General features: G+C 63.3%; 22 protein-coding genes. 18 read left to right on the top strand and 4 right to left on the bottom strand.

Annotated features, from left to right (window positions below; translation table 11 throughout):
* The first annotated feature begins 59 nt into the window (after positions 1-59).
* From ACJ8J4_RS22255 to pdxR, 7 genes are all read left to right on the top strand, one after another.
* A complete protein-coding gene (locus tag ACJ8J4_RS22255) occupies positions 60-2,546 on the top strand; it encodes a fimbria/pilus outer membrane usher protein (RefSeq protein WP_046687943.1) in 2,487 nt (828 codons plus the stop codon).
* 24 nt (positions 2,547-2,570) lie between these two features.
* On the top strand, positions 2,571-3,317 hold the full coding sequence (locus ACJ8J4_RS22250; protein ID WP_049294961.1) for a fimbrial biogenesis chaperone: 747 nt from the start codon (positions 2,571-2,573) through the stop codon (positions 3,315-3,317).
* Between the two features lie 11 nt (positions 3,318-3,328).
* Positions 3,329-3,940, top strand: coding sequence for a fimbrial protein (locus ACJ8J4_RS22245; RefSeq protein WP_043139018.1), 612 nt, complete (start codon positions 3,329-3,331; stop codon positions 3,938-3,940).
* Positions 3,941-3,954: 14 nt separating this feature from the next.
* Positions 3,955-4,959, top strand: coding sequence for a fimbrial protein (locus ACJ8J4_RS22240; RefSeq protein ID WP_025304590.1), 1,005 nt, complete (start codon positions 3,955-3,957; stop codon positions 4,957-4,959).
* Positions 4,960-4,977: 18 nt separating this feature from the next.
* Positions 4,978-5,514 carry a fimbrial protein gene (locus tag ACJ8J4_RS22235; RefSeq protein ID WP_025304591.1) on the top strand — a complete coding sequence of 179 codons (537 nt, stop codon included), beginning with the start codon at positions 4,978-4,980 and terminating at the stop codon, positions 5,512-5,514.
* 109 nt (positions 5,515-5,623) lie between these two features.
* Positions 5,624-6,247, top strand: coding sequence for a helix-turn-helix transcriptional regulator (locus ACJ8J4_RS22230; RefSeq protein ID WP_043139025.1), 624 nt, complete (start codon positions 5,624-5,626; stop codon positions 6,245-6,247).
* 79 nt (positions 6,248-6,326) lie between these two features.
* A complete protein-coding gene (gene pdxR / locus ACJ8J4_RS22225; protein WP_049294963.1) occupies positions 6,327-7,820 on the top strand; it encodes a MocR-like pyridoxine biosynthesis transcription factor PdxR in 1,494 nt (497 codons plus the stop codon).
* Here the strand turns inward: pdxR and ACJ8J4_RS22220 are convergent.
* Complete coding sequence (locus tag ACJ8J4_RS22220) at positions 7,817-8,731, bottom strand: DMT family transporter (RefSeq protein WP_049205608.1); 915 nt, start codon at positions 8,729-8,731, stop codon at positions 7,817-7,819. The genes pdxR and ACJ8J4_RS22220 overlap by 4 nt on opposite strands.
* 297 nt (positions 8,732-9,028) lie before the next feature.
* On the opposite strand from ACJ8J4_RS22220, the gene ACJ8J4_RS22215 reads away from it, so the two are divergent.
* From ACJ8J4_RS22215 to ACJ8J4_RS22205, 3 genes are read left to right on the top strand one after another with little or no spacing between them, the layout of a single operon-like run.
* Entirely contained in the window at positions 9,029-10,267 is a 1,239-nt protein-coding gene (locus ACJ8J4_RS22215; protein ID WP_197836488.1) for an SrfA family protein, read from the top strand.
* On the top strand, positions 10,267-13,212 hold the full coding sequence (locus tag ACJ8J4_RS22210; RefSeq protein ID WP_197832497.1) for a virulence factor SrfB: 2,946 nt from the start codon (positions 10,267-10,269) through the stop codon (positions 13,210-13,212). The genes ACJ8J4_RS22215 and ACJ8J4_RS22210 overlap by 1 nt, the downstream gene beginning before the upstream one ends.
* Entirely contained in the window at positions 13,209-15,401 is a 2,193-nt protein-coding gene (locus ACJ8J4_RS22205; protein ID WP_197836489.1) for a virulence factor SrfC family protein, read from the top strand. The genes ACJ8J4_RS22210 and ACJ8J4_RS22205 overlap by 4 nt, the downstream gene beginning before the upstream one ends.
* Positions 15,402-15,433: 32 nt before the next feature.
* Here ACJ8J4_RS22205 and ACJ8J4_RS22200 read toward each other — a convergent pair whose 3' ends face one another.
* Positions 15,434-16,333 carry a LysR substrate-binding domain-containing protein gene (locus tag ACJ8J4_RS22200; protein WP_025304598.1) on the bottom strand — a complete coding sequence of 300 codons (900 nt, stop codon included), beginning with the start codon at positions 16,331-16,333 and terminating at the stop codon, positions 15,434-15,436.
* Between the two features lie 141 nt (positions 16,334-16,474).
* Between ACJ8J4_RS22200 and ACJ8J4_RS22195 the strand changes: the two genes are divergently transcribed.
* The 5 genes from ACJ8J4_RS22195 to ACJ8J4_RS22175 all read left to right on the top strand — a co-directional run bounded on the left by ACJ8J4_RS22195 (position 16,475) and on the right by ACJ8J4_RS22175 (position 19,724).
* Positions 16,475-17,485, top strand: coding sequence for an aldo/keto reductase (locus tag ACJ8J4_RS22195; RefSeq protein WP_025304599.1), 1,011 nt, complete (start codon positions 16,475-16,477; stop codon positions 17,483-17,485).
* Between the two features lie 53 nt (positions 17,486-17,538).
* Positions 17,539-18,336 (top strand): SDR family NAD(P)-dependent oxidoreductase, encoded by a 798-nt coding sequence (locus ACJ8J4_RS22190; protein ID WP_025304600.1) that lies wholly within the window; start codon positions 17,539-17,541, stop codon positions 18,334-18,336.
* Between the two features lie 36 nt (positions 18,337-18,372).
* The gene (locus tag ACJ8J4_RS22185; RefSeq protein ID WP_197769831.1) at positions 18,373-18,789 is read left to right on the top strand and encodes an SRPBCC family protein; all 417 of its coding nucleotides are present in this window, start codon (positions 18,373-18,375) and stop codon (positions 18,787-18,789) included.
* A 144-nt stretch (positions 18,790-18,933) separates the two neighbouring features.
* A complete protein-coding gene (locus ACJ8J4_RS22180; RefSeq protein WP_197836490.1) occupies positions 18,934-19,350 on the top strand; it encodes a VOC family protein in 417 nt (138 codons plus the stop codon).
* 137 nt (positions 19,351-19,487) lie between these two features.
* Positions 19,488-19,724 carry a hypothetical protein gene (locus tag ACJ8J4_RS22175; RefSeq protein ID WP_043139055.1) on the top strand — a complete coding sequence of 79 codons (237 nt, stop codon included), beginning with the start codon at positions 19,488-19,490 and terminating at the stop codon, positions 19,722-19,724.
* A 17-nt stretch (positions 19,725-19,741) separates the two neighbouring features.
* Here ACJ8J4_RS22175 and ACJ8J4_RS22170 read toward each other — a convergent pair whose 3' ends face one another.
* Complete coding sequence (locus ACJ8J4_RS22170; protein ID WP_442516109.1) at positions 19,742-20,941, bottom strand: NAD(P)/FAD-dependent oxidoreductase; 1,200 nt, start codon at positions 20,939-20,941, stop codon at positions 19,742-19,744.
* A 300-nt stretch (positions 20,942-21,241) separates the two neighbouring features.
* Between ACJ8J4_RS22170 and pitA the strand changes: the two genes are divergently transcribed.
* A complete protein-coding gene (gene pitA / locus ACJ8J4_RS22165) occupies positions 21,242-22,744 on the top strand; it encodes an inorganic phosphate transporter PitA (protein ID WP_043139063.1) in 1,503 nt (500 codons plus the stop codon).
* A gap of 73 nt (positions 22,745-22,817) precedes the next feature.
* Here the strand turns inward: pitA and uspB are convergent, their stop codons facing one another.
* Positions 22,818-23,153 (bottom strand): universal stress protein UspB, encoded by a 336-nt coding sequence (gene uspB, locus ACJ8J4_RS22160; protein WP_016930435.1) that lies wholly within the window; start codon positions 23,151-23,153, stop codon positions 22,818-22,820.
* A gap of 433 nt (positions 23,154-23,586) precedes the next feature.
* Here uspB and ACJ8J4_RS22155 point away from each other — a divergent pair, with 433 nt between their 5' ends.
* Positions 23,587-24,360 (top strand): SDR family oxidoreductase, encoded by a 774-nt coding sequence (locus ACJ8J4_RS22155; RefSeq protein WP_025304606.1) that lies wholly within the window; start codon positions 23,587-23,589, stop codon positions 24,358-24,360.
* A 103-nt stretch (positions 24,361-24,463) separates the two neighbouring features.
* Positions 24,464-25,372 carry a LysR family transcriptional regulator gene (locus tag ACJ8J4_RS22150; RefSeq protein ID WP_025304607.1) on the top strand — a complete coding sequence of 303 codons (909 nt, stop codon included), beginning with the start codon at positions 24,464-24,466 and terminating at the stop codon, positions 25,370-25,372.
* Positions 25,373-25,401 lie beyond the last annotated feature (29 nt).

Here is a 25,401-nt window from a genome sequence, read left to right as displayed (position 1 = left end):
TATTCAGGTCGTACGGATGACCTGCTATTGGGCGCGGACTTGCCATGAGTGATTATGCTATGACGTCATTACTGACACGGAAACACCTACCTCTCCTCGTCATTCTATCTTTCCTCTGGGTACGTCCGGCATTTTCCGCCACGGAATTCAATACCGACGTCCTGGACATCGGTGAGCGCAGCAAAGTGGACCTTTCGCGCTTCTCCGACGCCGACTACGTCATGCCCGGCGCTTATTTACTGGACATCAAGATCAACCAGAAAACGCTGCCCCAGCGCAGCATTCAGTATTTCCCGTCGCCGGATAACAAAAGCGGCAGCCAGGTGTGCCTGCCGCCTGACCTGGTGGAAAAAATGGCGCTGAAAGAAGAAGCGGCCAAAAAAGTCACCCTGTGGCACGACAACCAGTGCGCCGACATTCGCGGCATCAAAGGCGCGACCGTCTCCGATCGCATCGGCGGCGGCGTGCTGGCGATCACCATCCCGCAGGCGTGGATGAAATACTCCGATCCCGACTGGACGCCGCCCGAGCAGTGGGACGACGGCATCCCCGGCCTGCTGCTGGACTACAACCTGAGCGGCCAGTTAGGCAAGCAGAATCACAACAACAACACCGCCCAGAACCTGAGCAGCTACGGCACGCTGGGCGCCAACCTGGGCCCCTGGCGCCTGCGCGCGGACTACCAGGCCAATTACAATCAGCAGGCCGGCGATCGCAGCACCGGCTTCGACTGGAACCAGATCTACGCCTACCGCGCGCTGCCGATGCAGGCCGCCAAGCTGACGCTGGGTGAGATTTATCTCGACTCCGGGGTGTTCGACGCCTATCGCTTCACCGGCCTCAATCTGGCCAGCGACGAGCGCATGCTGCCGCCGAACCTGCAGGGCTACGCGCCGGAAGTGCGCGGCATCGCCAAGAGCAACGCCAAGATCACCGTCTCGCAGGAAGGCCGCACGCTGTACGAAACCACCGTGCCCGCCGGGCCGTTCGCCATTCAGGATCTCAACAGCTCGGTGCGCGGCAAGCTGGACGTCAAGGTGGAAGAGCAGGACGGCACCGTCTCGACCTTCCAGGTGGATACCGCCACCATTCCGTACCTGACCCGCCCGGGCTACGTGCGCTACAACGTGGCGCTCGGCAAAACCTCGGCCTACGACCACCGCACCCAGGGCCCGCTGTTTTCCGCCAGCGACTTCTCCTGGGGGCTGAGCAACGCCTGGTCGTTGTATGGCGGGGCGCTGCTCGGCGGCGACTATAACGCCTGGGCGCTCGGCCTCGGCCGCGATCTGAACGTGTTCGGCGCCATGTCGCTGGACGTCACCCAGTCGATCGCCCGTCTGCCCGGCGAGCCGACCGCCAGCGGTATGTCGTTCAAGCTCAACTACGCCAAACGCTTCGACGAGCTGAACAGCCAGATCACCTTCGCCGGCTACCGCTTCTCGCAGCGCAAGTTCATGAACATGTCGCAGTACCTGCAGGAGCGTTACGGCGATTACGACAAGAATTACAACGGCCGCCAGAAAGAGCTGTACACCATCACCGCCAGCAAAACCTTTATGGCGGAAGACAGCGCCAAGGCGATCACCGCCTACCTGACCTACTCGCACCAGACCTATTGGGATGCGCGAACCCAGGACCGTTACGGGCTGTCGGCCAGCAAGCTGTTCAGCGTCGGCGATATCAGCAACATCACCGCCTCGCTGTCGGCTTACCGCACCTATTACCAGGGCCGCACCGACGACAGTGTGATGCTCAACTTCACCGTGCCGATCGGCGACCGTCGGCGCGTCGGCTATGCGCTGCAAACCAACAACGGCGATGTCACGCAGACCGCGTCGTACAACGACTACAGCGATCCGGACAATACCTGGCAGGTCAGCGGCGGCTTTAATCAGTCCGGCAAATCGCTGGCGCGCGGGTACTACACCCACAACGCCTCGTTTGGCTCACTGAACGCCAGCGCCTCTTACCAGCAGGACAGCTACTCGTCGATCGGCGGCTCGTTCCGCGGCGGCCTCACCGCCACCCGGCACGGTATCGCGGCGCACCAGAACTCGAGCAACGGCGGCAGCCGCATGATGCTCGACACCGACGGCATCGCCGGCGTGCCGATCAACAACGGCCGCGCTTACAGCAACCGCTTCGGGCTGGCGGTGATTTCCGACATCACCAGCTACTACAACACCGACACCCGCATCGACGTCAACAAGCTGGCAGACGACGTCGAGGCCACCCGCGCCGTGGTGCAAGGCACGCTGACCGAAGGCGCCATCGGCTACCGCCACTTCGAGGTGGTGAAAGGCAGCAAGCTGCTGGCCACCATTCGCCTCGCGGACGGCAGCGAACCGCCGTTCGGCGCCGCGGTGCTGAGCGAGAAAGGCCGCGAGGTCGCGGTAGTCAACGACGGCGGCTCGGTCTACCTGACCGGCGTGCAGCCGGAGGAAAAACTGGACGTCGCCTGGGAAGGCCAACGCCGCTGCCGCATCGTGATCCCGGGCGCCGCCAAGCCGCTGGACCAGCTGCTGCTGCCGTGCGCCACCCTGTAATCCGTAACGCTGAGAAATAATGACATGAACACACACCCGATAACGCTACTGACCGCCGCCGGCCTGGCCCTGAGCGCCGTACTGCCCACCGCCGACGCGGCGATATCGCTGGATCGCACGCGCGCCGTCTATGTGAGCGACGCCAAATCGATCAGCCTGAATATCGTCAATGAAAACAAAGAGCTGCCCTTCCTGGCGCAGTCCTGGCTGGAGAACGAGCAGCACCAGAAAATCACCTCGCCGCTGGTGGTGCTGCCGCCGTTGCAGCGCGTGGAGCCAAGCGAGCGCAGCGTGGTACGCATCACCAAGACGCCGGAGGCGGATCGCCTGCCGCAGGATCGCGAGTCGGTGTTCTACTTCAACCTGCGCGAAATTCCGCCGAAAAGCACCAAAACCAACGTGATGCAGCTGGCGCTGCAAACGCAGATCAAGCTGTTCTACCGGCCGAAGGCCATCGTCGCGCCCAAGGGCCAGGTGTGGCAGGAAAAGCTGGTGTTCCGTAAAAGCGGCGGCGCTATCTCCGTCGATAACCCGACGCCGTTTTACATCACCCTGACCGGCATGACGCGGCAGACGCAAAAACAGGGCGGCGGCGCGATCGGCGGTTTTCAGCCGCTAATGCTGAAGCCGAAATCCAGCGAAAGCCTCAAGCTGCACGATACCGGCATGAACAGCTTCGTCATCACCTACATCAACGACTACGGCGGCCACCCCGAACTGCGCTTCGCCTGCAACGGCAGCGTTTGCACCGCCGTGCCCGAGAAAAAATAAGGAGGTCCAGCATGGCTGAATTCACCGATCGACTGCGCCCGCTGCTGCTCGGCGCACTGCTGTGCGGCGGCAGCGCGATGGCGGCAACGCCGCTGGGCGTGATCGAAGGCACCACCGGCACCGTCAGCTTTCACGGCGGCCTGCTCAGCTCCCCCTGCAGCCTGACGCCGGACAGCCGGGATCAGTCCGTCGATCTGGGCGACGTCAGCGCACGCGACTTCCGCAACGCCGGCGATCGCAGCGCGCCGGTGCGTTTTCGCCTCTCGTTCCGCAACTGCCTGCTGGGCGCGCGCGCGCTGGCGGATAACCCGGCCGGCCCGCGCAACGGCGACGCCGGCCGCCTCTACCTGCAGGGTGAGCAGGCCGCCACGCTGGTATTTCTTGGCGAAAGCGACGTCGACAACCCGTCGTTGCTGAAGCTGAACGGCGGCGTACAGGGCATCGGCCTGCGGCTGCAAGACCAGCAGGGCCAGGTGCTGGAGCTGAATCAGCGCAGCCGCCCTTACATTCTGCAGCCCGGCAGCAACACTCTGTGGTTCAGCGCCAGCGTGGAATCCACCCAGCGGGCGGTGATGGCCGCCGGGTTCGCCGCCGTGGCGCACATTCAGGTGATTTACCTGTGAGGCTCGAGAACGCGATGAAAACACAACTGACCAAACTCTGCCTGCCGCTGGCGATCGCACTGGCGGCCCCCGCCGCCTGGGCCAACGGCTACGTCACGCCGGACGGCGGCCCCAAACAGTTCTATATCGACCTCAATCAAAGCAACATCACCAACCAGGTAGGGTTCACCAAACTGTTTCCCTATGATCTGGGCGGCACCTATACCGGCAAGGTGTATTGCGATACCCCTATTCCAACCAGCCCGCACTTTTACAAGTCGGATTCGGCGTTGCCCCCCTCCGACTACGGCAACGGCTATTTAAAACTGAATGACTTTTTGGATTTAAAAGCCGAGGTGTGGATTGCCGGCAACAAGAATGCCTACGTCACCGTGCCTTTTTACAACGAATCGAATTTGCTGAGCCAACACCGTTGCCAGCCGCCGTACTTACAGGTCAACAACTACGGCAGCGGTTCCAAAGGCAAGATCACCTTCCGGGTGCGCAAAAAGATCATTAACGGCGTCGAGATTAACGATCGGCAGATCATCGAGATGTACGGCCGCCTCGGCTCGACCGACGGCGGTTTCGGCCCCAATCCGATGGCGCAGGTGTTTATCCAGTCCGCGATCCTCTATGTACCGGATAAATGCGTGGTGAACGAAGGCCAGCTGATCAACGTCGAGTTCGGCGAGATCGGCGGCAGCGATCTCAACGGTTCGAATTATCCGCAGAGCATTCCGGTGCGCTTCCAGTGCGAGGGCGGCAGCTTCGAGGACGGCACGCTGAACATCAAGCTGGCGGTGTCGGGCACGGCGGCTTCCTTCAGCAACGAGGTGTTCAAAACCGACAAGAACGATCTCGGCATCCGGCTGACGCACAACGGCCAGTTGGTTATCCCGAATGAGTTTTACCCGGTGCCGAACATCGGCAACGGCGGCTCCTGGAACCTGGTGGCGGCGCCGTTCGCCAACGGCGGCGCAGAGATCGGCGAAGGGGAATTCAACGCATCGGCCACCATCGTGGCGGCATTCCAGTAACCGAGGGAGGAACGGAAAATGCGTCTACGCGCTTTAGCGCTGCTGAGCTGCGCGCCCTGGTGGGTTGCCATACCGGCGGCGGCGAACACCGAGCTTATCGGCGCGCCGGTGCAGTTCCACGGCACCGTGGTGAGCCGCCCGTGCAATATCGAACCGCAGTCCGCCGATCAGCTGGTTGAGATGGGCACGGTGATCGTCAAAACCCTGTACCGCTACGGCCACACCACGCCGGTGCCGTTCAGCATCAAGCTGACCGACTGCAAGACCACGGTGTTCAAATCCGTCAGCGTGACCTTCAGCGGCACCGAAGACGGAGAGCTGCCGGGCAAGCTGGCGATCAACAACGGCGCGAACGGCGCCGCCATCGCCCTGTTCGATCATCAGGGAGCGGACATCGACCTGAATAAGGCCACCAGTGCCGTCGCGCTGCAAAACGGCCCCAACAGCCTGAACTTCACCGCCTATGTGCAGGGGCAGCCGAGCGCGATCCAGAACCAAAGCATTACCGAAGGCGAATTCACGTCCGTCGCCAATTTTGTGCTGGCGTACCAATAAGCCCGCACCACCCCAGGGAAATCAGGAAAACGACCGGCGCGCGAACGCCGGCAATGGGCCGTCACCGTTCGCTCCGGCGCGGTGCCACGGCCCTTTTAAGGAGCCACCCATGCCAGATATTCGCTTCACGCTGTTCGACAGCGATAACTTCTACCAGCAGGGGCTGCGTCTGCTGCTGCAGGACTATCTGCACTCCCTGAACGAATGCCAGCGTCTGTACCCGCAGTTCTCGCCGCTGGCGCTGCAGGCGTTGGATAACATCGAAATCGTGTTTCGCACGCCGGAAGAGCGCTGGGGTTGCGCCTGCTGCTACCAGAGCGCCTACGGCATCCCGCGCCAGCGGCAGCTGACCCTGCTGATCCTCGACGACACGACCCAGCAACAGGTGAAAAACCTGCCGCCGCTGTTCAGCATCCATCGGCGCGATTCGGCCTATGCCATCCGTCTCAAGCTGCAGATGGCGCTGGAAAAGTTCATCCAGCATCCGTGGGTGGCGCTGCACGCCGCCGGCCTGTGGAAATGCCAGGCCTGCCGCATCGCCGCGCTCAGCCACTGCGAAAAAAAGGTGTTGGGTTTGATGAGCAGCGGCATGTCCGCCTGCAGCATCGCCGGCCTGCTGCAGCGCAGCCAGAAAACCATCAGCGCCCATAAGCGTTCGGCGATGCGCAAGCTTAACGTGCGTAAAAACAGCGAGTTGAATAAGGTGCTGCTGAATCAGCGGGGGCTAAGCTGAGCGACAACAGGCTCGCGAGTGATATCAGAGTGGTTTACTCTGAATACTCATTTTTGTACTGCAAAGCGAGCCGGAATACATGCCCAGAACAGCCCAAGTCGTTGACGTCCCCGCCCTCGGCGAGATTGACCGCCAGGCGGGGCAGCTTAGCCACCAGCTGGCGCAGGCCCTGCGCCGGGCTATCCACAAAGGCGATCTGAAAGCGGGCGATCTGCTGCCTTCGACACGCCGGCTGTCGGCGGCGCTGAATCTGGCGCGCGGCACGGTATTGGAGGCCTTTGCTCAGCTGACGGCGGAAGGCTTTCTCGAACCGCAGCCCGGTTCCGGCACCCGGGTTGCCCACTATCAGGCGCCGCGCCGCACGCCACGCGCCACGGTACAGGCGAGTTCGGCGGTAGCGGTTCCGCTTTCTTCACAGGCGCAGCATCTGGCGCGCTTCGCCGCCCAGGTGCGGGCGCTGCCGCCGGTGCCGTTCACCGTCTCGGTGCCGATCGGCGATACCGCGCCCGACGATGTCTGGCGGCGGCTCGGCAACCGCATCCGGGCGCGCGGCCCCGGCGCCCCGTCGGGCTACGGCGATCCGCTGGGCGCGTTGCCGCTGCGCGAAGCCATCTGCGACTATGTGCGCCGTTCCCGCTCGGTCAACTGCACGCCGCAGCAAATCCTCATCACCGCCGGCACCCAGCAAGGACTGTATCTGGCCGCGCAGATCCTGCTGGACGCCGGCGACAGCGCCTGGGTCGAGGACCCCGCCTACGCCGGCATCACCGCCCTTTTTAACAGCCTGTTTCGCGATCGGCACATGATCAGGGTACCCGTCGCTAACGACGGCATCGACGTCGCCGCCGGCGTGCGCCTGGCCGCCGACGCCCGAGCCGCCTTTGTCACGCCGTCGCATCAATACCCGCTGGGCATGCCGATGAGCATGGCGAAACGAAGCGCCCTGCTGGCCTGGGCCAAAGAGCGGCAGGCCTGGATCGTGGAAGACGATTACGACAGCGAGATGCGCTACGCCGGCCACCCGTTCCCCTCGCTACAAGGGTTGGCGCCCGAGCGGACGCTTTATCTCGGCACCTTCAGCAAGGTGCTGTTCCCTTCGCTGCGGCTGGGTTACGCCATCGTGCCGCCGCCGCTGGTCGACGCCTTTTGCGGCGCGCGGATCCTGATGGATCGTCACCCGCCCAGCGCGGATCAACACGTACTGGCCGCCTTTATCGCCGAAGGGTATCTCGACCGGCATATCCGCAAAATGCGCGGCGTCTACGCCGAGAAACGCCGGATGCTGATCGAGGCGATCAACACGCATATCCCCGCCGATTTGGCGGTAGTGCAGCCCTGCAATCAGGGCATGCACATGGTGCTGTGGCTGAGGAAAGATCTCGATGACGTGCGGGTCGCCCAGTGCGCCAACGAAGCCGGGTTGGCGCTGCGGGCGGTGTCGCCGATGTATGCGCCCGGCCACGGTGAGCCGGGTCTGGTGCTGGGATTGGGCGGTTACCATGAACGCCAGGTACAGCAGGCGGTGAAACGGCTCGGCGAAGTGATCCTGGCCTGCGCCGGCAGCGGCGCCTAGCGGGAAAAACGCTTGGCGCCGAACACGCAAACCACCACGCCGGCCATCACGGCGATCATCATCGGCTGAACGGTTTCCTGCAGCAGCCAGGCCGCCAGCATCAGGCCGAAGAACGGCTGCAGCAGCTGCAACTGCCCGACGGCGGCGATGCCGCCCTGCGCCAGGCCGCGATACCAGAAGATAAACCCAATCCACATGCTGAACACCGAGACGTACACCAGCGACAGCCAGGCGGCACCGCTGACGGCAGGCCAAGTGGCCGGCGCCGCCCACCACGCCGCCACCAGCGTCAACGGCAAGGCGACCACCAGCGCCCAGGAGATCACCTGCCAACCACCGATCCGGCGCGACAACACCGCCCCTTCGGCATAACCCAGACCGCACAGCAGCACCGCGCCGATCATCAGCGCATCCCCCTGCCAGGCACCGCCGCTTTCCTGGCTCAGCGCGAACGCCCCCACCAGCGCGGCCCCGATACCGGAAAAGGCCCAAAAAGCGGGCTTGGGCCGCTCTCCGCCGCGCAAGACGCCAAAACCGGCGGTCGCCAGCGGCAGCAGGCCGATATACACCAGCGAATGCGCCGAGGTGGTGTGCTGCAGCGCCAGCGCCGTCAGCAGCGGGAAGCCGATGACCACGCCGAGCGCCACAAACAGCAGCGGCGGCAAATCGGCCCGCGTCGGCCGCGCCTGGCGGGTGATCAGCAACGCGCACAGGGCCAGCAAGGCGGCGATCGCCGCCCTGACTGCCGTCAGAAACAGCGGATCGAGCTCCAGCACCGCCACCCGCGTGGCGGGCAGCGAGCCGCTGAAGATAATCATGCCGAGGAAGCCGTTCATCCAGCCCTGAGCGGAATGTCCGACAACGGGATGAGCGGGGGTAACAACGAGAGTTTTTTCAGACTGACTGTCCATGATGCGAACGCTCCGCACGCCTGAGGCATACCGAAATCGGCAACCCGCGAGGCGAGGTCATAGTGAAAGAGAACAGCATTCCCCGGCGTCGCTTGCCGGGGTTGCGTTCTATTTTTCAGATAAAGCGGCTCACGGACAGGTCCAGATAGCGAGATTTTCACTGTGCCGGTTGCCAAAGCGCATCGCTAACGCCGAAGAAGGGCGTTTTTCGGGCTGTCCTTGGCCGTTTGGCGCCGCCGCCTGCGGGGTATCATGGACTTTTATGCGTTTTTGCAGAACAGGACAAGGTGCGGTGCCGTGGTGAAACCCTTCTTACGCAGTGGCAGTTTGGATGATGTGCTCGCTTTAGGCGAGAACGGGCAACCGATCTACGCCTGCGCGCAGCAGCTGCGGGAAACCCTGCGTCTTCGCCGGCAGCCACAGGCCGCCGACTGTCTGGCGATCCCCCAGCCGAACGAAAGCGGCACCCGCATCGACTGGTATGCGCCCTTCCCGGGAAAAGTGACCTCCTGGCTGGCGGCAAGCGACGCCCAGCGCGCGCAGGCGGTGCGCCACCTGGAACACTGTCTGGCGACCTTCCGCAGCCTGACGGAACAGACCCGGGCGACCGATCATCCCAGCCACCGCCTGTTCGGCGCGCTGCTGGCCAAAGCGATGCATATTCCCGATCCCAACCACGTCTACCTGGTAGACGACCGACCGGTGCTGACCTTTTGGGGCTTTATCAAACCGCAGGCGCAGAGCCCGGACGATCCGTTAGCCTGCCTGCGCCCGCTCGAATCGGAAGTGGAAAAACCGGCGCCGATCGCCGCCGCACCACGCAAGCCAGCCGTTGTTGAACCGGCAAAACCAACACCGGCCGCCGAGCCTGAACCGGTGCTCGCTCCGGCGGCCCCCGTCGAACCCCCTGCCGTCGTGCGCCCGCGTCGGCGCCACGCGCTGTGGCTGTTACCGGTACTGCTGTTAGGCAGTGCGGCGCTGGCCGCCTGGCTGCACCGCTCACCGCCGCCGCAACCGGCGATGCCGGCTGAGGTGCACCCTCCGGCACCACCGGAAAAAACCGCCGCGCCATTGCCTAAGCTGCGCTTGCCGCTGGCGCACGCCACGCTGATGCCGCCGCCCCCGGCGCCGACCATCCCGCAACCGCTGGACAAAAATGCGCTGGTGCTGCCACCCGAGGCGGTGAAGGCTGGCTCCACCCGTTTCCTTAACGGCAAATGGCGCGCCACGGTGGCGCTGAAAGATCCGATCACCGGCAAACGCCCCAGCCTGCAATACCGCCTGAACGCGGGCAAAGGCAACGCCATCATCGCCTACGGCGACGGCGTCACCTGCCGGGTCGCGGTCGAAGCCGGGCTGATGCAGTCCGGCAATCTGGTGATCAACAGCCGCACCAAGGCGCGCTGCAGCGACGGCAGCCGCTATCAGATCCCGGAAATCGTCTGCCGCCAAGGCGAGACCGGCGCGGCGGAGTGCACCGGCCGCTACGATGCGGACACCACCTATCCCATGACGTTCAAGCGCGAGAGTAAATGATGCTGGCCCCCCTTACTGACTACAAACACGGCATTACGCTGATTCAGGACAGCGGCATTCAGTTTCTGGACTTTGCCCTGACGCCGCGGCTGGACGCCGAGTTTCCCGGCAAATTCGTGCGCAAGACCGCCAGCGGCCCGCTGCTGCGCCTGCAATGGGAGGCCGAGAGCGGCAAATACCAGTTGCCGGCCGTGGGCGACCAGGCCGCCGAAGTGGTGCGGCCGGAGTTCAGCTACCCGCTGCAGCAGTCGCTGCGCCTGCTGGATAAGCTCTGGCTGCCGTTGCCGTTCCTGCGCTACACCACCTCGGGAATGTTTTTATCGGGCCCGGATAACTGGGCACGTCTGCAGGTGGTGCAGTTGGATGAGCCGGATCAGGACGGTAACCTGCTGCGCGTGGTGCTGGCCTTCGACACCCGCGCCGCCGCGCCCGGTCAGGAAGCATTGGCGCCGGGCGAAAGCGATCTCGGCACCGGGCTGAACTTCACGCTGGCGCACCGCAACCACGAGCTGGGCGAGTTCCTCGATCTGACCTGGGTGGACGGCTGGCTGCGCGAGGCGTTCAGCCAGCGCGCCGCCGAGCGGGAACAGCGCGCCGAGGCGGAGATCAACGCCGGGCTGAAAACCTTCGAGTATCAGGCGCACTACCTCAACCTGTTGCACATGCTCGGCCATCAGCTGACGGTGCCGCAGATAAAAATGGTGGCGGCGACGCTGCAACAACCGGCGATCGACGTCGATCTGGTGCTGGACGTCGGCAATTCTCACACCTGCGGCGTGCTGGTCGAGGACCATCCGGAAGAGAGCAACGGCCTGAAGCAAACCTATGAGCTGCAGCTGCGCTCGCTGTCCGAACCGCATCAGGTCTACAACGAACTGTTCGAGAGCCGGGTGGAGTTTTCTCGGGCCGCGTTCGGCAAGCCGCATCTGTCCTTCCAGAGCGGACGCGACGATGCCTTCCAATGGCCGTCCATCACCCGCGTCGGCCATGAAGCCGCGCAATTGGCGCAGCGACGCGAAGGGCATGAAGGCACCACCGGCATCTCCAGCCCACGGCGTTATCTGTGGGACGAGGAGCGCTATGCGCCCGGCTGGCGCTTCAACGAGCGGCACGAGCCGATGGCCGCCGCCGCGCCGTTGACCACCCTGATCAACGATGAGGGCGTGCCGCTGTCCGCCCTGCCGACGGCCGAACGGCTGCCGGTGTTCGCCGCCCATTACAGCCGCAGTGCGGTGATGAGCCTGATGTTGAGCGAGCTGTTGGCGCAGGCGCTGATGCAGATCAACAGCATCGCCCAACGCAGCCGCATGCCGAACGCCACCGCGCCGCGCCGTTTACGCGCCATCATCCTGACGCTGCCTTCGGCGATGCCGAAGCCGGAGCGCGAGATCTTCCGCCGCCGCATGCAGGAAGCGATTGGGCTGGTATGGAAAGCCCTCGGCTGGCACCCGCAGGATGCGCCGTTCAACGGCGAGCACACCCGCTTCCCGGCGCCGCAAGTGCAGATCGAGTGGGACGAAGCCACCTGCGGCCAGATGGTCTATCTGTACAACGAAACCCAGGTGAACTTCGCCGGCCGCACCGACGCCTTCTTCGCCGCCATGGCGCGGCCCGATCGGCCGCTGGCGCCGGGTGAACAGCCCGGCAAGACGTTGCGCATCGCCTCCATCGACATCGGCGGCGGCACCACCGATCTGGCGATCACGCACTACTCGCTCGATGACGGCGTAGGCAACAACATCAAAATCAACCCGCGCCTGCTGTTCCGCGAGGGCTTTAAGGTCGCCGGCGACGATATCTTGCTGGACATCATCCAGCAGTTTGTCCTGCCCGCCGTGCAACAGGCGTTCGAGGCCGCCGGCGTGAGCGCCGCCGCGGCACTGATGGACAAACTGTTCGGCAACGAAGGGCGCATGGACGGGCTTTCCACCCTGCGTCAGCAGGCCGCGCTGCAGATCTTCATGCCCGCCGGACGCGCGCTGCTCGCCGCCTATGAGCAGTACGATCCGCTGGACAGCCGGGCGGAAATCGCCGCCAACCTCGGCGATCTGCTGCCGCAGCCGCCGACGCCGCAGGTGCTGGCGTTTATCAACGGCGAAGTGCAGCGCGAAGCCGACAGCGACGCCTTCGATATTCTGCACACCCCGCTGGTGACCCGCCTGGCCGATCTGCACGCCGCCTTCTTGTCCGATCGCATCGGCATCGGCCGCTGCCTGCGCCTGCTGGCCGAAGTGGTGGCGCTGTATACCTGCGACGTGCTGCTGCTGACCGGCCGCCCGGCGCGTTTCCCCGGCGTGCAGGCGCTGCTGCGCCACCTGCAGCCGCTGCCCGCCAGCCGCATTCTGCCGCTCGAGGGCTACCACACCCGCAGTTGGTACCCGTTCAACAAACGCGGCCGCATCGACAACCCGAAATCCACCGCTGCCGTGGGCGCCATGCTGTGCCTGCTGGCGATCGATCTGCGGCTGGAGAGCTTTTACTTCAACGTCGGCGATTTCCAGCCCTACTCCACCATTCGCTATCTGGGCATGCTGGACGGCAACAATATGCTGGCGGACGATAACGTCTATTACCGCGACATCGATCTGGATCGCGCCGATTTCGCGCTCGATCCCGCCGTCAGCTTTCAGCTGCGCGGCCCACTGCGTCTGGGCTTCCGCCAGTTGGACAACGAACGTTGGCCGGCCTCCCCGCTCTATACGCTGACCATCAATGACGCCCAGCTGGCGCGCAAGCTGGCCGGCGACGCGGTGATCGGCCTGCGTCTGGCCATCACCGCCAGCGCCGAACAGGGCGCCGAAAGCGTCAAGATCGCGCAGGCGGTGCTGGCCGACGGCAGCCCCGTCCCGGCTCACCACCTGCAACTGAAACTCAATACCCTGGCTGCCAGCGCCTCCGGTGCGACCCACTACTGGATAGACAGCGGGAGCATTTACCCACGATGAAAACGCACACCTTTGCCCCAGCGGCTCCGAATAACGCGCTCAGCGCCGGCATTGTGCAGGCGATCGGCTGGGTGGACGCCACACGCCGACAATCCGCCCGCCTGGAGCGGGAAGCCGATCGCCTGACGCTGCGTCTGCGCGGTTGCCATAACCGCGCCGTCCAGTTGGAAAACACCCGGCCTGCGCAGGTCGCCATCGGTTTGTATGGCCACAACGCCGCCGCCAAGGCCCATCTGCTGGCGGCGCTGGCGCCTGGCGCCAAACGCTTCAACGCGGACCTGTCGCTCGCGGTGCGCTACTGCACGGCGGCCGAAACGGGGCCCGCCGATTATCCGATCGCCCTCGCGCTGCTCAACGAAGCGCAGTGGTTGGCCATCACGATCGACGCCGCCGCGATGCGCGGCTTTCGCCCGGACTGGGACGCCCGCGCCATCGCCGGCCATTTGCAAGCGTTGGCGCGCCACCGCCAAGCCGTCGCCCTCGATGGCCTCGATGGCAACGCCGTGCTGGCGCTGTGGGACAACCAACGCCGCCACGGCGGCAAAGAGCAACCCACGCTCGACAGGCACTTCTGGCCGCAGGCCGTGGCGCTGGCGCCGCAGCTGAGCATCGACGATCGCGCGCGCCTGTTTGCACCGCTGTGGGGAGAGGAGGCGACGTTGACGGCGCGTTATCGCCAGCTGGCGCACGCGCTGCATACCCTCGGCGGCAGCCGACAGGTTCATGCCCCGCGCCGCGCGTTGGCGCTGCTGACCGCAAACGCCGTACCGGAAAACGCCACGATCGCCGTCATGACCGAAAACGGCGATGAACGGGAGATCGCACTGAGCGATCTAGCCTGGCTGACCGCCGAAGTGACCACCGTTCTGCCGCAGACGGCGCAGGCGGGCCTGCCCGCCGAGGTGGCGCTGATCGACCTGCCCGGCAGCCGCAGCTGTCCGCAGGCGGAGCCGGCGCAGCGTCTGCAACAGGCAAAGCGCGCCCATTTATTGACCCGCTGCTCGGACGGCCTGCACGCCAATCTGTTGCTGGTAACCGATGCCGCCGCCACGCCGCAGGACGCTGCGCGCGTCGGCCAGGCGCTCGGCGATTGGGTCAACCACACCCAGGGGGAAACCCCGGCGCTGCGCCAACGCCGCAAGCCCGGTTTAATCTGGGCAATCACGCCGTTCGACTCGCGTCAGGAAGGCAAAGCGCGGCCCGACGACGCCGTCCAGCGTCAGGTCGGCGAGCCCGGCGACAGCTGGGCCACGCTGCTGGCGCTGGATGAACAGGACTGTCGCCGCATGGTGAACTACCTGGCCGCTCAGGCGCGTCCGGCCCACAAGCAAGCGCGCCTGCTCGAACAGCGTGAGGAATTGCAGCGCGAGCTGACGGAAAGCCTGCTCGGCAACTGGCTCACCGCCGCCGATCCGCACGCGACGCAGCAACGCGCGCAACAGCTGCTGCGCGCACTGCAGGCACAGGCCGGCCGCCACGGCGAACTGCTGGAGCGGTTGCTACCCCAGCGCGATACGCTGCGCCAGCTTTATCAGCAACAGCAGCACACCGCACCGGCTCCGACGATGGCGCCTTCACCGTTCGGGCTGGATATCGATCTGTTCGGCGAGCAAGACCCTGCGGCGCCCGGCGAGCAGCCCGCATCGCCTTTTGCCGCACGGATCTTCGCAGACTGGGTCAATCATCTGCGTGCGCTGCCGGACAGCCGCCGGTTGCTGGATCTGCTCGGCGTCGAGAAACCACACCTGGAATTGCTGGTCGATGCGCTGATCGGCGCCGCCTGCCGCCTGCAGCTCGACGACGAACTGGAGCGTGCACTGTGCGCCGGGGGCCTGCCGGAACAGGGTGAAGATCGGCAGATCAGTCAGGCGCTGGCGCTACTGGGCGACTTCGTCGCCTGGCTCGGCTTCCCGCGGCGCGATGTGGCAACGCGCCCCGAAAGCCGCGTCAATCCCGGCCAGCCGATCTTTACCCCGCCGCCGCAGCCGGCGGTGGATTGGAGCGGCCAGCAGCGGCTAACCCGGCTGGCGCCGACGCCGACCAAGAATACCGCGTTTTATATCTATGACTGGCTGATCGGCCTGCAAACCCTGCTGGCGGAGAATGCCGCGCAGGCGCAGCCCGCGCTGGCAGACGAGCAGCGCGCCGACCTGGCGGCGATCGTCGCCACCCTGCGCGCTGTGCCGTAGCGGGCGCAATCCGGGCCGGGCGCCGCCGGCGATCAGTGGCAGGCCGGCCCGGCCGACATCACTTCGCGAAAATGGGTGACCAGCGGGCGCAGGTTGGCCTTGTGCCACACTGCCCACAGCTGCGTGGTGTATTGCATCCAGGGCAGCTCGCGCAGCACCACGCCCTGCGGCGCGTTATGCCGCAGGCTGTGCTGGATCAGCGTCATCCCCAACCCGGCGGCGACCAGCCCCAGCGCGGTCAGCGGCTCGCCCGCTTCCAGCCGAATATCCGGATCAAACCCGGCCTTCACGCAGGCCGCCACGAAGTCGTCGCGCGAATGGGCATCCTCTTTGTGGATCACCGAGATCCAGGCCTGATCGGTGAGATCCGCCGGCTGCAGCGTCTCCCTTTCAGCCAGCGGATGCGTCTGCGGCAGGGCCAGCAGCATGCGATCGTCCAACACCTGCGTATAGTCCAAATCCTGATCGTCGCGATCCGGCGCCGTATTGACCAGCGCCACGTCCAGGCTACGCTGCCGCAGCCCTTCGAGCTGCATGGAAGAAGGCTGGCTGTAAAGCACGATGTGCACATCCGGCCGGGACACCCGCAGCGCCCGCAATGCGTTCGACAAAACGCCGGAGTGCATCGCATTTTCGATATAGCCGATGCACAGCCCGCCGTCTTCCCCCCGTCCCAGGCGGCGCCCGAGCGACTCAAGCCGGTTGGCGTGCGTCAATAGCGCGCGGGTTTCGGCCAGAAACGTCTGGCCGTCGGCCGTCAGGCGGATGCGCTGCTGATTGCGCTCAAACAGCATCAACCCGAGGCGCTCCTCAAGCTGGGAAATCTGCCTGCTCAGTGGGGACTGGGAAATGTGCAGCCGTTCGGCGGCGCGGCCGACGTGCTCCTCTTCCGCCACCGCGACAAAGTATTTCAACTGACGTAAATCGATCATGTGAGACCTCAAAGGACTTAACTTAGACGAATTATGTCCTATCAAGTCACAACTTGCCACGTTATCTTTAGCCTCGTGACGGGGCAGACAGGTATGAGCCCCATAAGTTTCCCTGAAAAGATAACGTATTGAGGATCGACTATGAGCATCAAAAATATTTTACCCGGCAAGATCGGTTTGGGCGGCGCGCCACTCGGCAATATGTTCCGCAACATCCCGCAAGAGGACGTGCAAGCCACCGTCAGCGGCGCCTGGGATCTGGGCATCCGCTACTTCGACACCGCGCCGCTCTACGGTTCCGGCCTGTCGGAAATCCGCATGGGTGAAGTGCTGTCGCAATACCCACGCGACGAGTATGTGCTGAGCACCAAAGTGGGCCGCATCATGCTGGACGAAGAAGAAGACACCTCCGCCCGCGATCTGGGTGAGAAAGGCGGTTTGTTCGAACACGGTTTGAAGAACAAGATCGTCAACGACTACTCCGCCGACGCCACGCTGCGTTCCATTGAAGACAGCCTGAAGCGCCTGAAAACCGACCGTCTGGACATCGTCTGGATCCACGATCCGGCCCAGGACTTTTACGGCGACAACTGGATTGAGCAGTTCAACATCGCTCGCACCGGCGCTTTCCGCGCGCTGACCCGTCTGCGTGAAGAAGGGGTGATCAAGGCCTGGGGCCTCGGCGTCAACCGCGTCGAGCCTTGCGAATTGGCGTTGGGCCTGAGCGAAACGCAGCCGGACGCCTTCCTGCTGGCCGGCCGTTACAGCCTGCTGGATCATGAACGCGCGCTGCAACGTTTGATGCCGGAAGCCCTGGCGAGCAACGTCGACATTGTCGTCGGCGGCCCTTACAACTCCGGCGTGCTGGCCGGTGGCGAGCACTACGAATACCAGAAAGCATCCCCGGCGGTGTTGGCGAAAGTGGCGCAAATCAAAGCGATCGCCGCTCGCTTCCAGGTCGACGTCAAAGCCGCCGCGCTGCAGTTCTCGCTGGCTAACCCGGCGGTCGCCGCCGTGATCCCCGGTTCGAGCCGCCCTGGCCGCATGGCCGAAGATCTGGCTGCGCTGGACGCCGTTATCCCGGCTGAATTCTGGGCCGAAATGCGCCGTCAGAAACTGGTGGCCGACAACGCACCGCTGCCGATTCGTTAAGTTTTATGGGGCCGCATGGCCCCATTACCCCCATTAACTCGATGAGATACATGATGAAACTGGATCTATCAGGCAAAGTCGCCGTCGTCAGCGGCTCCACCTCCGGCATCGGCCTCGGCATCGCGCGCGGGCTCGCCAAAACGGGCGCCACCGTCGTGATCGTCGGCCGTCAGAAAACCGGGGTCGATAACGCTATCGCCGACATCAGCGCCAACGTGCCCGGCGCGCAGGTGCGCGGCGTGGTCGCAGATCTCGGGACGGAACAAGGGGCTGCCACCCTGTTCGCCGCGGAACCGAAAGCCGACGTGCTGATCAACAACCTGGGCATTTTCAACGATAAAGACTTCTTTACCGTGCCCGACAGCGAGTGGATGCACTTCTATAACGTCAACGTCCTCTCGGGCGTGCGTCTTGCGCGCCACTATGCGCGGAGCATGACCGAGCAGGGTTGGGGACGCATTATTTTCGTGTCGTCCGAATCCGGCGTCGCCATCCCGGCGGACATGATCAACTACGGCGTCACCAAAAGCGCCAACCTGGCGGTGTCTCACGGCCTGGCGAAACGCCTCGCCGGCACCGGTGTGACGGTCAACGCCATCCTGCCGGGGCCAACCTTTACCGAAGGCCTGCAAGAAATGCTGGCGGATGCGGCGGCCAAATCCGGGCGCAGCGCACGCGATCAGGCCGACGAGTTCGTTAAAACCGAACGCCCAAGCTCCATCATTCAGCGCGCGGCGGACGTCGATGAAGTGGCCAACCTGGCCGTTTACCTCGCGTCTCCGCTGTCTTCGGCCACCACCGGCGCGGCGCTGCGCGTTGACGGCGGCGTCGTAGATACGCTGGCAATGTAACCCTGTATCCGAAACCGATATTAAGAGAGAAAGAAAATGGCTACTACATCCGTCTCTATGGACATCCCGGCATCTGCCGACACCGTATGGCAACTGATCGGCGGCTTCGACGCCTTGCCTGACTGGCTGCCGTTCATCCCAAAAAGCGTCGTTTCTGAAGGCGGCCGCGTGCGTACCTTAACCACCGCCGACGGCGGTATCGTCATCGAGCGGCTGGAAGCGTTCGACAACCGTCAACGCAGCTACAGCTACTCCATCATGCAAGCGCCGTTCCCGGTGGTGAATTACCTGTCCACCCTGTCAGTGCACGCCACCGACGACGCCAACGTGGCGCGCGTGGAATGGTCGGGCAGCTTCACGCCGGTCAACATCAGCGACGACGAGGCCATCGCCCTGTTCAGCGGCATCTACCAGGGCGGCCTGGATGCGCTGAGCGGCAACTTCCCTCGTTAACGCTTGAACGCTTAAGCCCCACGGTCGATGGCTGCACCCATCGGCCGTTTTTTTTGGGGTTTGGGCGCACGAACGGGCACGCCGCGCAGCAGGATAAATCCGTCATCGCCGCTTATGCTGTAAAGGAGATGTTCATTTGAGGAGATGACCGTGCGCCCCTTCAACTTGCAACGGCTGGATCATGTGGTTCTGCGCGTGCGCGATATGCAGAACAGCCTGCGTTTTTATACCCAGATCGTCGGCTGTGATATCGCCAAACAGCGACCGGATTTGGGGCTGGTGCACCTGCGCGCCGGTGCCTCCATGATCGACCTGGTGGACGTCAACGGCGTGCTGGGGAAAAAAGGCGGCGAAGCGCCCGATCCTCATAGGCAAAATGTCGATCACGTCTGCCTGTGCATCGATCCGTTCAACGAAGAGGCGCTGTTGACCTATCTGCGATCGCAGGGGATCGGCGTTGATCCCGCCGAATCGCGCTATGGGGCGGAAGGCGACGGGCCGTCCATTTATTTCAGCGATCCGGACGGTAATCGCGTGGAATTGAAAGGGCCGGGGGGATGAGATTAACGGGCCATAGATAATGGAGCCTTATCGGCCCCATCTGTTTGAACGCCACGGGTAGGTGTTCCACGCACCAACAATAAGCTGCTAGCTTATGGTTCTATCGATGTCATTGGCTACGAGAGGCGCTGCCCCATATGAGAAAACCGATCGCCTCGGTGATTTTTGTCCTGGTATTCGCTGTCTTGCCGAACATCATTCCCTCTCGGCTGCTGCTGACACCGGACATGGCGTGGGAAATGGTTCACAAGTCTAATGAATGGGGTCTCGGCGATCCGCAAGCGCTTTCGACCGCCTACCTGCTAATGCTTTATGCAGCAGCAGCGGCGGTCGCGGGGTTGTGTCTGCGTTTTATGCCAAAAAAATCGGCCTAACCCGTCACTGCTGAACGTTAACGCCCCTGCGCTGCCAGCGCCTGGGCGCAGGCCCAGGCCGAGCTCCAGGCCCACTGGAAGTTGTAACCGCCCAACCACCCGGTCACGTCCACCACTTCGCCGATAAAGTAGAGCCCCGGCGCCTTGTGGGCTTCCATCGTCTTGGAAGAAAGTTCGTTGGTGTCGACGCCGCCGAGCGTCACTTCCGCCGTGCGGTAGCCTTCGGTGCCGTTCGGCTGCACGCGCCAGTTCTGCAACAGATCCACCAGCGCCGCCTGCTGCGGCGCATTCAGCTGCTTCAGCGTCGCCTCCGGCAATTGTCCCAGGGTCTGCAAGCACTCCACCAGCCGCTTCGGCAAGTGCAGCGCCAGGGTATTTTTCAGGCTTTGGTTCGGGTGCTGCAAGCGTTGTTCATCCAGGAAGCCCGCCAGATCCAGCTCAGGAAGTAAGTTAACGCTCACATACTCACCCGGTTGCCAGTAGCTGGACAGCTGCAGCACCGCCGGGCCGGACAGGCCGCGATGGGTAAACAGAATGCTTTCACGGAAGCTGACGCCGTTCTCGGCGGTGATCACCGCCGGCACCGAGACGCCGGACAGCGTCTGTACATGCTCCAACAGCGGTTTATGCAGGGTAAACGGCACCAGCCCGGCGCGCGTCGGCAGCACCTTAAGACCGAACTGCTCAGCCAGTTTGTAACCGAACGGCGACGCGCCCAACCCCGGCATGGATAATCCGCCGCTGGCCACCACAAGTGAGCGAGCGCTCACTTTTTCACCATTCAGCGCCAGCGCGTAGCCATTCTCGGTTTTCTCTACGTCCAGCACTTCGCTGCGCAGGCGCATCGTCACCTGGCCCAGCTCGCACTCTTTGACCAGCAGATCCACCACCTGCTGCGCCGAATCGTCGCAGAACAGCTGCCCCAGCTTTTTTTCATGGTAAGCGATGCCGTAACGGTTGATCAGATCGATGAAGTCCCACTGGGTATAGCGCGCCAGCGCCGACTTGCAGAAGTGCGGGTTGTTCGACAGATAGGCCGCCGGTTCGGCGTACATGTTGGTGAAGTTGCAGCGCCCACCGCCGGACATCAGGATCTTGCGGCCCGGTTTTTTGCCGTTGTCGAGCAGCAATACGCGGCAACCGAGTTGCCCCGCCTGCGCGGCGCAAAACATGCCGGCGGCGCCCGCCCCAATCACTACGACATCAAACTGTTCCACCTGAGCCTCACTTATCAAAACCACAATCGCGACAAAAGAGCGCCATATTACGCCGTTTCGCCGCCGGTCACCGCCAAATTCACGGCGGCAGATTGTAAAGCCCCGGCGGCGCCAACGCCATAGTAAGAAAATATTACAGAGGTCAGAGCAGATTAACGCGTTGATATTCCATATTTTTGTTATAGGCGCGTCATCGTTTCGTCATGTCCAAATCAAAAAAACGTCATATTTTCCTTTTCCCCGGCACCGGTTGTCACTGATAATGCGCGGCGTTCATGTCCACAAACTGGCGTAACGCTTATGCTGCATTTGTTCGCTGGCCTGGATTTCCATACCGGCCTGATGTTAATTCTCGCATTGTTGTTCGTGTTGTTTTATGAAGCCATCAACGGTTTTCATGATACGGCCAATGCGGTCGCTACAGTTATTTATACCCGCGCCATGCGCTCGCAACTTGCGGTCGTGATGGCAGGTTTGTTCAACTTTCTTGGCGTAATGCTCGGCGGTTTGAGTGTTGCTTACGCCATCGTCCACTTGCTGCCTACCGATCTGTTGTTGAACGTCAGTTCAGCACACGGATTAGCCATGGTCTTCTCCATGCTGCTGGCGGCAATCATCTGGAACCTCGGCACCTGGTATTTCGGTCTGCCGGCCTCCAGTTCCCATACGCTGATAGGCGCAATCATCGGTGTCGGTTTAACCAACGCCCTGATGACCCACACCTCGGTCGTGGATGCGCTTAACGTCCCGAAAATGATTGGCATTTTCCTTTCTCTGCTGTTCTCGCCGCTGGTCGGCATGATGGTGGCGGGAGTGATGGTGTTCGCCTTGCGCCGCTATTGGAGTGGCACCAAGAAACGCCAGCGTATCCACATGACCCCTGCGGAACGTGAAAAGGTCGACGGCAAACGCAAGCCGCCGTTCTGGACCCGTATCGCGCTGATCCTGTCGGCGATTGGCGTCAGCTTCTCGCACGGCGCCAACGACGGCCAGAAAGGTATCGGCCTTATCATGCTGGTGCTGATCGGCGTTGCGCCGGCCGGCTTCGTGGTCAATATGAATGCAACCGGTTATGACATCACCCGTACGCGTGATGCCGTGACCCACCTGCAGCAATATTACCAGCAGCACGGCGACGCGCTGTCGCATGCGGTGTCGCTGACGCCGCTGGTGCCAAGCCCGGATGACGAAGCCGCGCCTGGCAAGCCTGCCGAGTTCCACTGCGACAGTTCGCGCGCCATGCCGGCGATCGAGCTGGCTCAGGGCATGCTGACCAACCTGCAAAGCTACGATCAGCTGACGGTTGACCAGCGCAGCCACCTGCGCCGCCTGCTGATGTGCGTGACCGACACGGCGGATAAAGTCGCCAAGCTGCCGGAAACCTCATCCGCCGACCAGCGTTTCCTGAAGAACCTGCGTCAGGATCTGCTGCAGACCGTCGAGTACGCGCCGATGTGGATCATCGTCGCCGTCGCGCTGGCGCTGTCGCTCGGCACCATGGTGGGCTGGAAACGCGTGGCCACCACCATCGGCGAGAAGATCGGCAAGAAAGGCATGACCTACGCCCAGGGCGTATCGGCCCAGATGACCGCGGCGCTGTCTATCGGCGTGGCGAGTTATACCGGCATGCCGGTCTCCACCACCCACGTCCTCTCTTCGGCGGTTGCCGGGACGATGATCGTGGACGGCGGCGGCGTGCAGAGCAAAACCGTGAAGAACATCCTGTTGGCCTGGGTACTGACCCTGCCAATCTCGATCCTGCTTTCCGGTACGCTGTATTGGGTTGCGTTGAAGCTGATCTAAGCGATAAGCATCATGAGGAAGGCGGCCCCAGGGCCGCCTTTTTTTTGCCTGCATCAAGGGAAACAGGAAGGCATTAATACCAGATCATCAGCGCTATCAGGCTGATGACCACCAGGCCGCACAGGGCCGAGGTCAGCATAAACTGCCCGCGCACCCGCTCGCAGCGGCGGATAAACTCCGGATCGTGATGCTCGACATAGCGCTGCGCGAAGATATAGCGCACCAGCCTCAGCTGCTTGCTGGGTTGCCCGTGGGCGGTGAAAAAACCGCCGCCGTCGACGTACTGGTACAGCAACGGGTCACAGCCGCGCAATACCACCAGCAACGCGCGCAGAGAAGAGTAATACCGCACCATGTTTACCACACACACCACACATAAGGCCCAAAACAGCGCGACGGTACTGATCATGATTACCCCCTCAAGGCGTTGTTATCCGCGGCCTTCCGCCGGGTCCAACCGCCCTACCTCATTACCCGATACTCTGCTGGAGCTTACCGCTCTCATCCCCTTTTTTGCCTGCACGGACCATGCCCATAACCCACCGCCTCCGGAGACGTTACCGCACCGCACAGAGAGATTTGCACGGCGTGGTTCCACTCAGAGGGGAAATGATGAGGCCCATATCCATCATTGTAGGTTAATGAAACGCAAACTGGCCTGAGCAGTGGATAAAATTTACCGCCCTGTGCCGAAAAGTCACCTGCCGGGACGTTATAAGCGATAACCGCCCGTTTTCGATTAGGCGGTTTTTCTGGATAGTCTATCCCGCGCCGCGCCGCTGATCTTTCTTCCCACGCTGGCTAGACTCAGGTTTCCGTTACGTTCATCCAAGGAAACTGTTATGGCAAACCATTCAATCAAGGGAAAAACCGTCCTCATCGCCGGCGGCGCCAAGAACCTCGGCGGGCTGATCGCGCGCGATTTGGCTGAGCAAGGCGCCAAAGCGGTGGTGATCCACTACAACAGCGCCGCCTCCAAAGCCGAAGCGGAGAAAACCGTCGCCGCCATTCAGGCCGCCGGTGCGCAAGGCGTCGCGCTGCAGGCCGATCTGACCACCGCGGGCGCGGTCGAGAAGCTGTTCGCCGATGCGGTCGCCGCCGTCGGCAAGCCGGATATCGCCATCAATACCGTCGGCAAGGTGCTGAAAAAGCCGATGGTCGACATCAGCGAAGCCGAGTACGACGAGATGACTGCGGTCAACGCCAAAACCGCGTTCTTCTTCCTGAAAGAGGCGGGCAAGCACCTTAACGACAACGGCAAAATCTGCACGCTGGTCACCTCGCTGCTCGGCGCCTTCACGCCATTTTACGCCGCTTACGCCGGCACCAAAGCGCCGGTGGAGCACTTCACCCGCGCCGCCGCCAAGGAGTTCGGCGAGCGTGGCATCTCCGTGACGGCGGTCGGCCCCGGCCCGATGGACACCCCGTTCTTCTACCCGGCTGAGGGTGCGGACGCCGTGGCCTACCACAAGACGGCGGCGGCGCTGTCGCCGTTCAGCAAAACCGGCCTGACCGATATCGAAGACGTGGTGCCGTTCATCCGCCATCTGGTCAGCGACGGCTGGTGGGTAACCGGCCAAACCATCCTGATCAACGGCGGCTACACCACCAAATAAGTTCGACGGGGGGCGGAGATGCCCCCGCACCTGCTCGCGCGCAACCGCGTCATACGGCTACACTCTCTGTCAGAAACGGCGCCACGGAACAGCAGGTCACGAGATGGACAGATTTAATCAATACCGCGTATTCGTGCAGGTGGCGGAAATGGGCAGCTTTATCCGGGCGGCCCACGCGCTGGAGGTGCCGCGCGCCTCGGTGTCCGCCGCCGTGCAACAACTGGAAACGCAGCTGGGCGTGCGCCTGCTGCACCGCACCACGCGGCAAGTGCGGCTGACCGCCGACGGCGAACAGCTGCTCGAGCGGCTGCGCCCGCTGCTGGCCGAGGTGGAAGACATCGATCAGTCGTTTCAGGCCAGCCAGCGGCAGGCCTCCGGGCGGCTCAGCGTCGACGTGCCGAGCCGCATCGCTCGTCGGTTGATCGCCCCGGCGCTGCCTAGCCTGTTGCGGCGCCACCCTCATCTGCAGCTGGTGCTCGGCTCCGCCGATCGCGCCATCGATCTGGTGCAGGAAGGGGTCGACTGCGCGGTGCGCGTCGGCGATCTGCACGACAGCAGCCTGGTGATGCGCCCGCTCGGCCATATCGCGCTGATCAACTGCGCCAGCCCCGCCTACCTGAGCGAATTCGGCCATCCGCGCCAGCCCGCCGACCTCGCTGAGGGGCACTGGAGCATCGGTTACGCCTCGCCCAAAACCGGCCGCGAATCCCCCTGGGAATACCTGACCGACGACGGCCATACGCAACGCCTCGAACTGCCCAGCCGGGTGGTGGTCAACAACGCCGAAAGCTATATCGCCTGCTGCCGCGCCGGGCTGGGGCTGATGCAAATCCCGCGCTACGACGTGCAACACCTGCTCGACGCCGGTGAACTGGTGGAAGTCCTGCCCGGTTACCGCGCCGCCTCCATGCCGATCGCCCTGATCTACCCCCATCGCCGCCAGCGATCGCGCCGCCTGGCGGTGTTTCATGAGTGGTTTGAAAGCCTGCTGCAGCCGCATCTGGAGCGCTGATTGCACATTTAGCGCTATACTTTGTTTAA

The organism is Serratia sp. CY47280, from assembly GCF_052168655.1.
GTDB classification, from domain to species: Bacteria; Pseudomonadota; Gammaproteobacteria; order Enterobacterales; family Enterobacteriaceae; genus Serratia; species Serratia bockelmannii.
Note: the sequence above shows the minus strand (reverse complement) of the source record. Positions and strands in the feature narration are given on the sequence as shown.

What these genes read in the sequence shown, in the direction of transcription:
- ACJ8J4_RS22200 (WP_025304598.1), bottom strand. Translation starts at nt 16,333, where the DNA reads ATGATCGATTTACGTCAGTTGAAATACTTTGTCGCGGTGGCGGAAGAG.
- ACJ8J4_RS22155 (WP_025304606.1), top strand. Translation starts at nt 23,587, where the DNA reads ATGGCAAACCATTCAATCAAGGGAAAAACCGTCCTCATCGCCGGCGGC.
- ACJ8J4_RS22220 (WP_049205608.1), bottom strand. Translation starts at nt 8,731, where the DNA reads ATGGACAGTCAGTCTGAAAAAACTCTCGTTGTTACCCCCGCTCATCCC.
- ACJ8J4_RS22235 (WP_025304591.1), top strand. Translation starts at nt 4,978, where the DNA reads ATGCGTCTACGCGCTTTAGCGCTGCTGAGCTGCGCGCCCTGGTGGGTT.
- ACJ8J4_RS22230 (WP_043139025.1), top strand. Translation starts at nt 5,624, where the DNA reads ATGCCAGATATTCGCTTCACGCTGTTCGACAGCGATAACTTCTACCAG.
- ACJ8J4_RS22180 (WP_197836490.1), top strand. Translation starts at nt 18,934, where the DNA reads ATGACCGTGCGCCCCTTCAACTTGCAACGGCTGGATCATGTGGTTCTG.
- ACJ8J4_RS22250 (WP_049294961.1), top strand. Translation starts at nt 2,571, where the DNA reads ATGAACACACACCCGATAACGCTACTGACCGCCGCCGGCCTGGCCCTG.
- pitA (WP_043139063.1), top strand. Translation starts at nt 21,242, where the DNA reads ATGCTGCATTTGTTCGCTGGCCTGGATTTCCATACCGGCCTGATGTTA.
- ACJ8J4_RS22245 (WP_043139018.1), top strand. Translation starts at nt 3,329, where the DNA reads ATGGCTGAATTCACCGATCGACTGCGCCCGCTGCTGCTCGGCGCACTG.
- ACJ8J4_RS22185 (WP_197769831.1), top strand. Translation starts at nt 18,373, where the DNA reads ATGGCTACTACATCCGTCTCTATGGACATCCCGGCATCTGCCGACACC.
- ACJ8J4_RS22190 (WP_025304600.1), top strand. Translation starts at nt 17,539, where the DNA reads ATGAAACTGGATCTATCAGGCAAAGTCGCCGTCGTCAGCGGCTCCACC.
- ACJ8J4_RS22150 (WP_025304607.1), top strand. Translation starts at nt 24,464, where the DNA reads ATGGACAGATTTAATCAATACCGCGTATTCGTGCAGGTGGCGGAAATG.
- ACJ8J4_RS22175 (WP_043139055.1), top strand. Translation starts at nt 19,488, where the DNA reads ATGAGAAAACCGATCGCCTCGGTGATTTTTGTCCTGGTATTCGCTGTC.
- ACJ8J4_RS22240 (WP_025304590.1), top strand. Translation starts at nt 3,955, where the DNA reads ATGAAAACACAACTGACCAAACTCTGCCTGCCGCTGGCGATCGCACTG.
- ACJ8J4_RS22205 (WP_197836489.1), top strand. Translation starts at nt 13,209, where the DNA reads ATGAAAACGCACACCTTTGCCCCAGCGGCTCCGAATAACGCGCTCAGC.
- pdxR (WP_049294963.1), top strand. Translation starts at nt 6,327, where the DNA reads ATGCCCAGAACAGCCCAAGTCGTTGACGTCCCCGCCCTCGGCGAGATT.
- ACJ8J4_RS22195 (WP_025304599.1), top strand. Translation starts at nt 16,475, where the DNA reads ATGAGCATCAAAAATATTTTACCCGGCAAGATCGGTTTGGGCGGCGCG.
- ACJ8J4_RS22210 (WP_197832497.1), top strand. Translation starts at nt 10,267, where the DNA reads ATGCTGGCCCCCCTTACTGACTACAAACACGGCATTACGCTGATTCAG.
- uspB (WP_016930435.1), bottom strand. Translation starts at nt 23,153, where the DNA reads ATGATCAGTACCGTCGCGCTGTTTTGGGCCTTATGTGTGGTGTGTGTG.
- ACJ8J4_RS22255 (WP_046687943.1), top strand. Translation starts at nt 60, where the DNA reads ATGACGTCATTACTGACACGGAAACACCTACCTCTCCTCGTCATTCTA.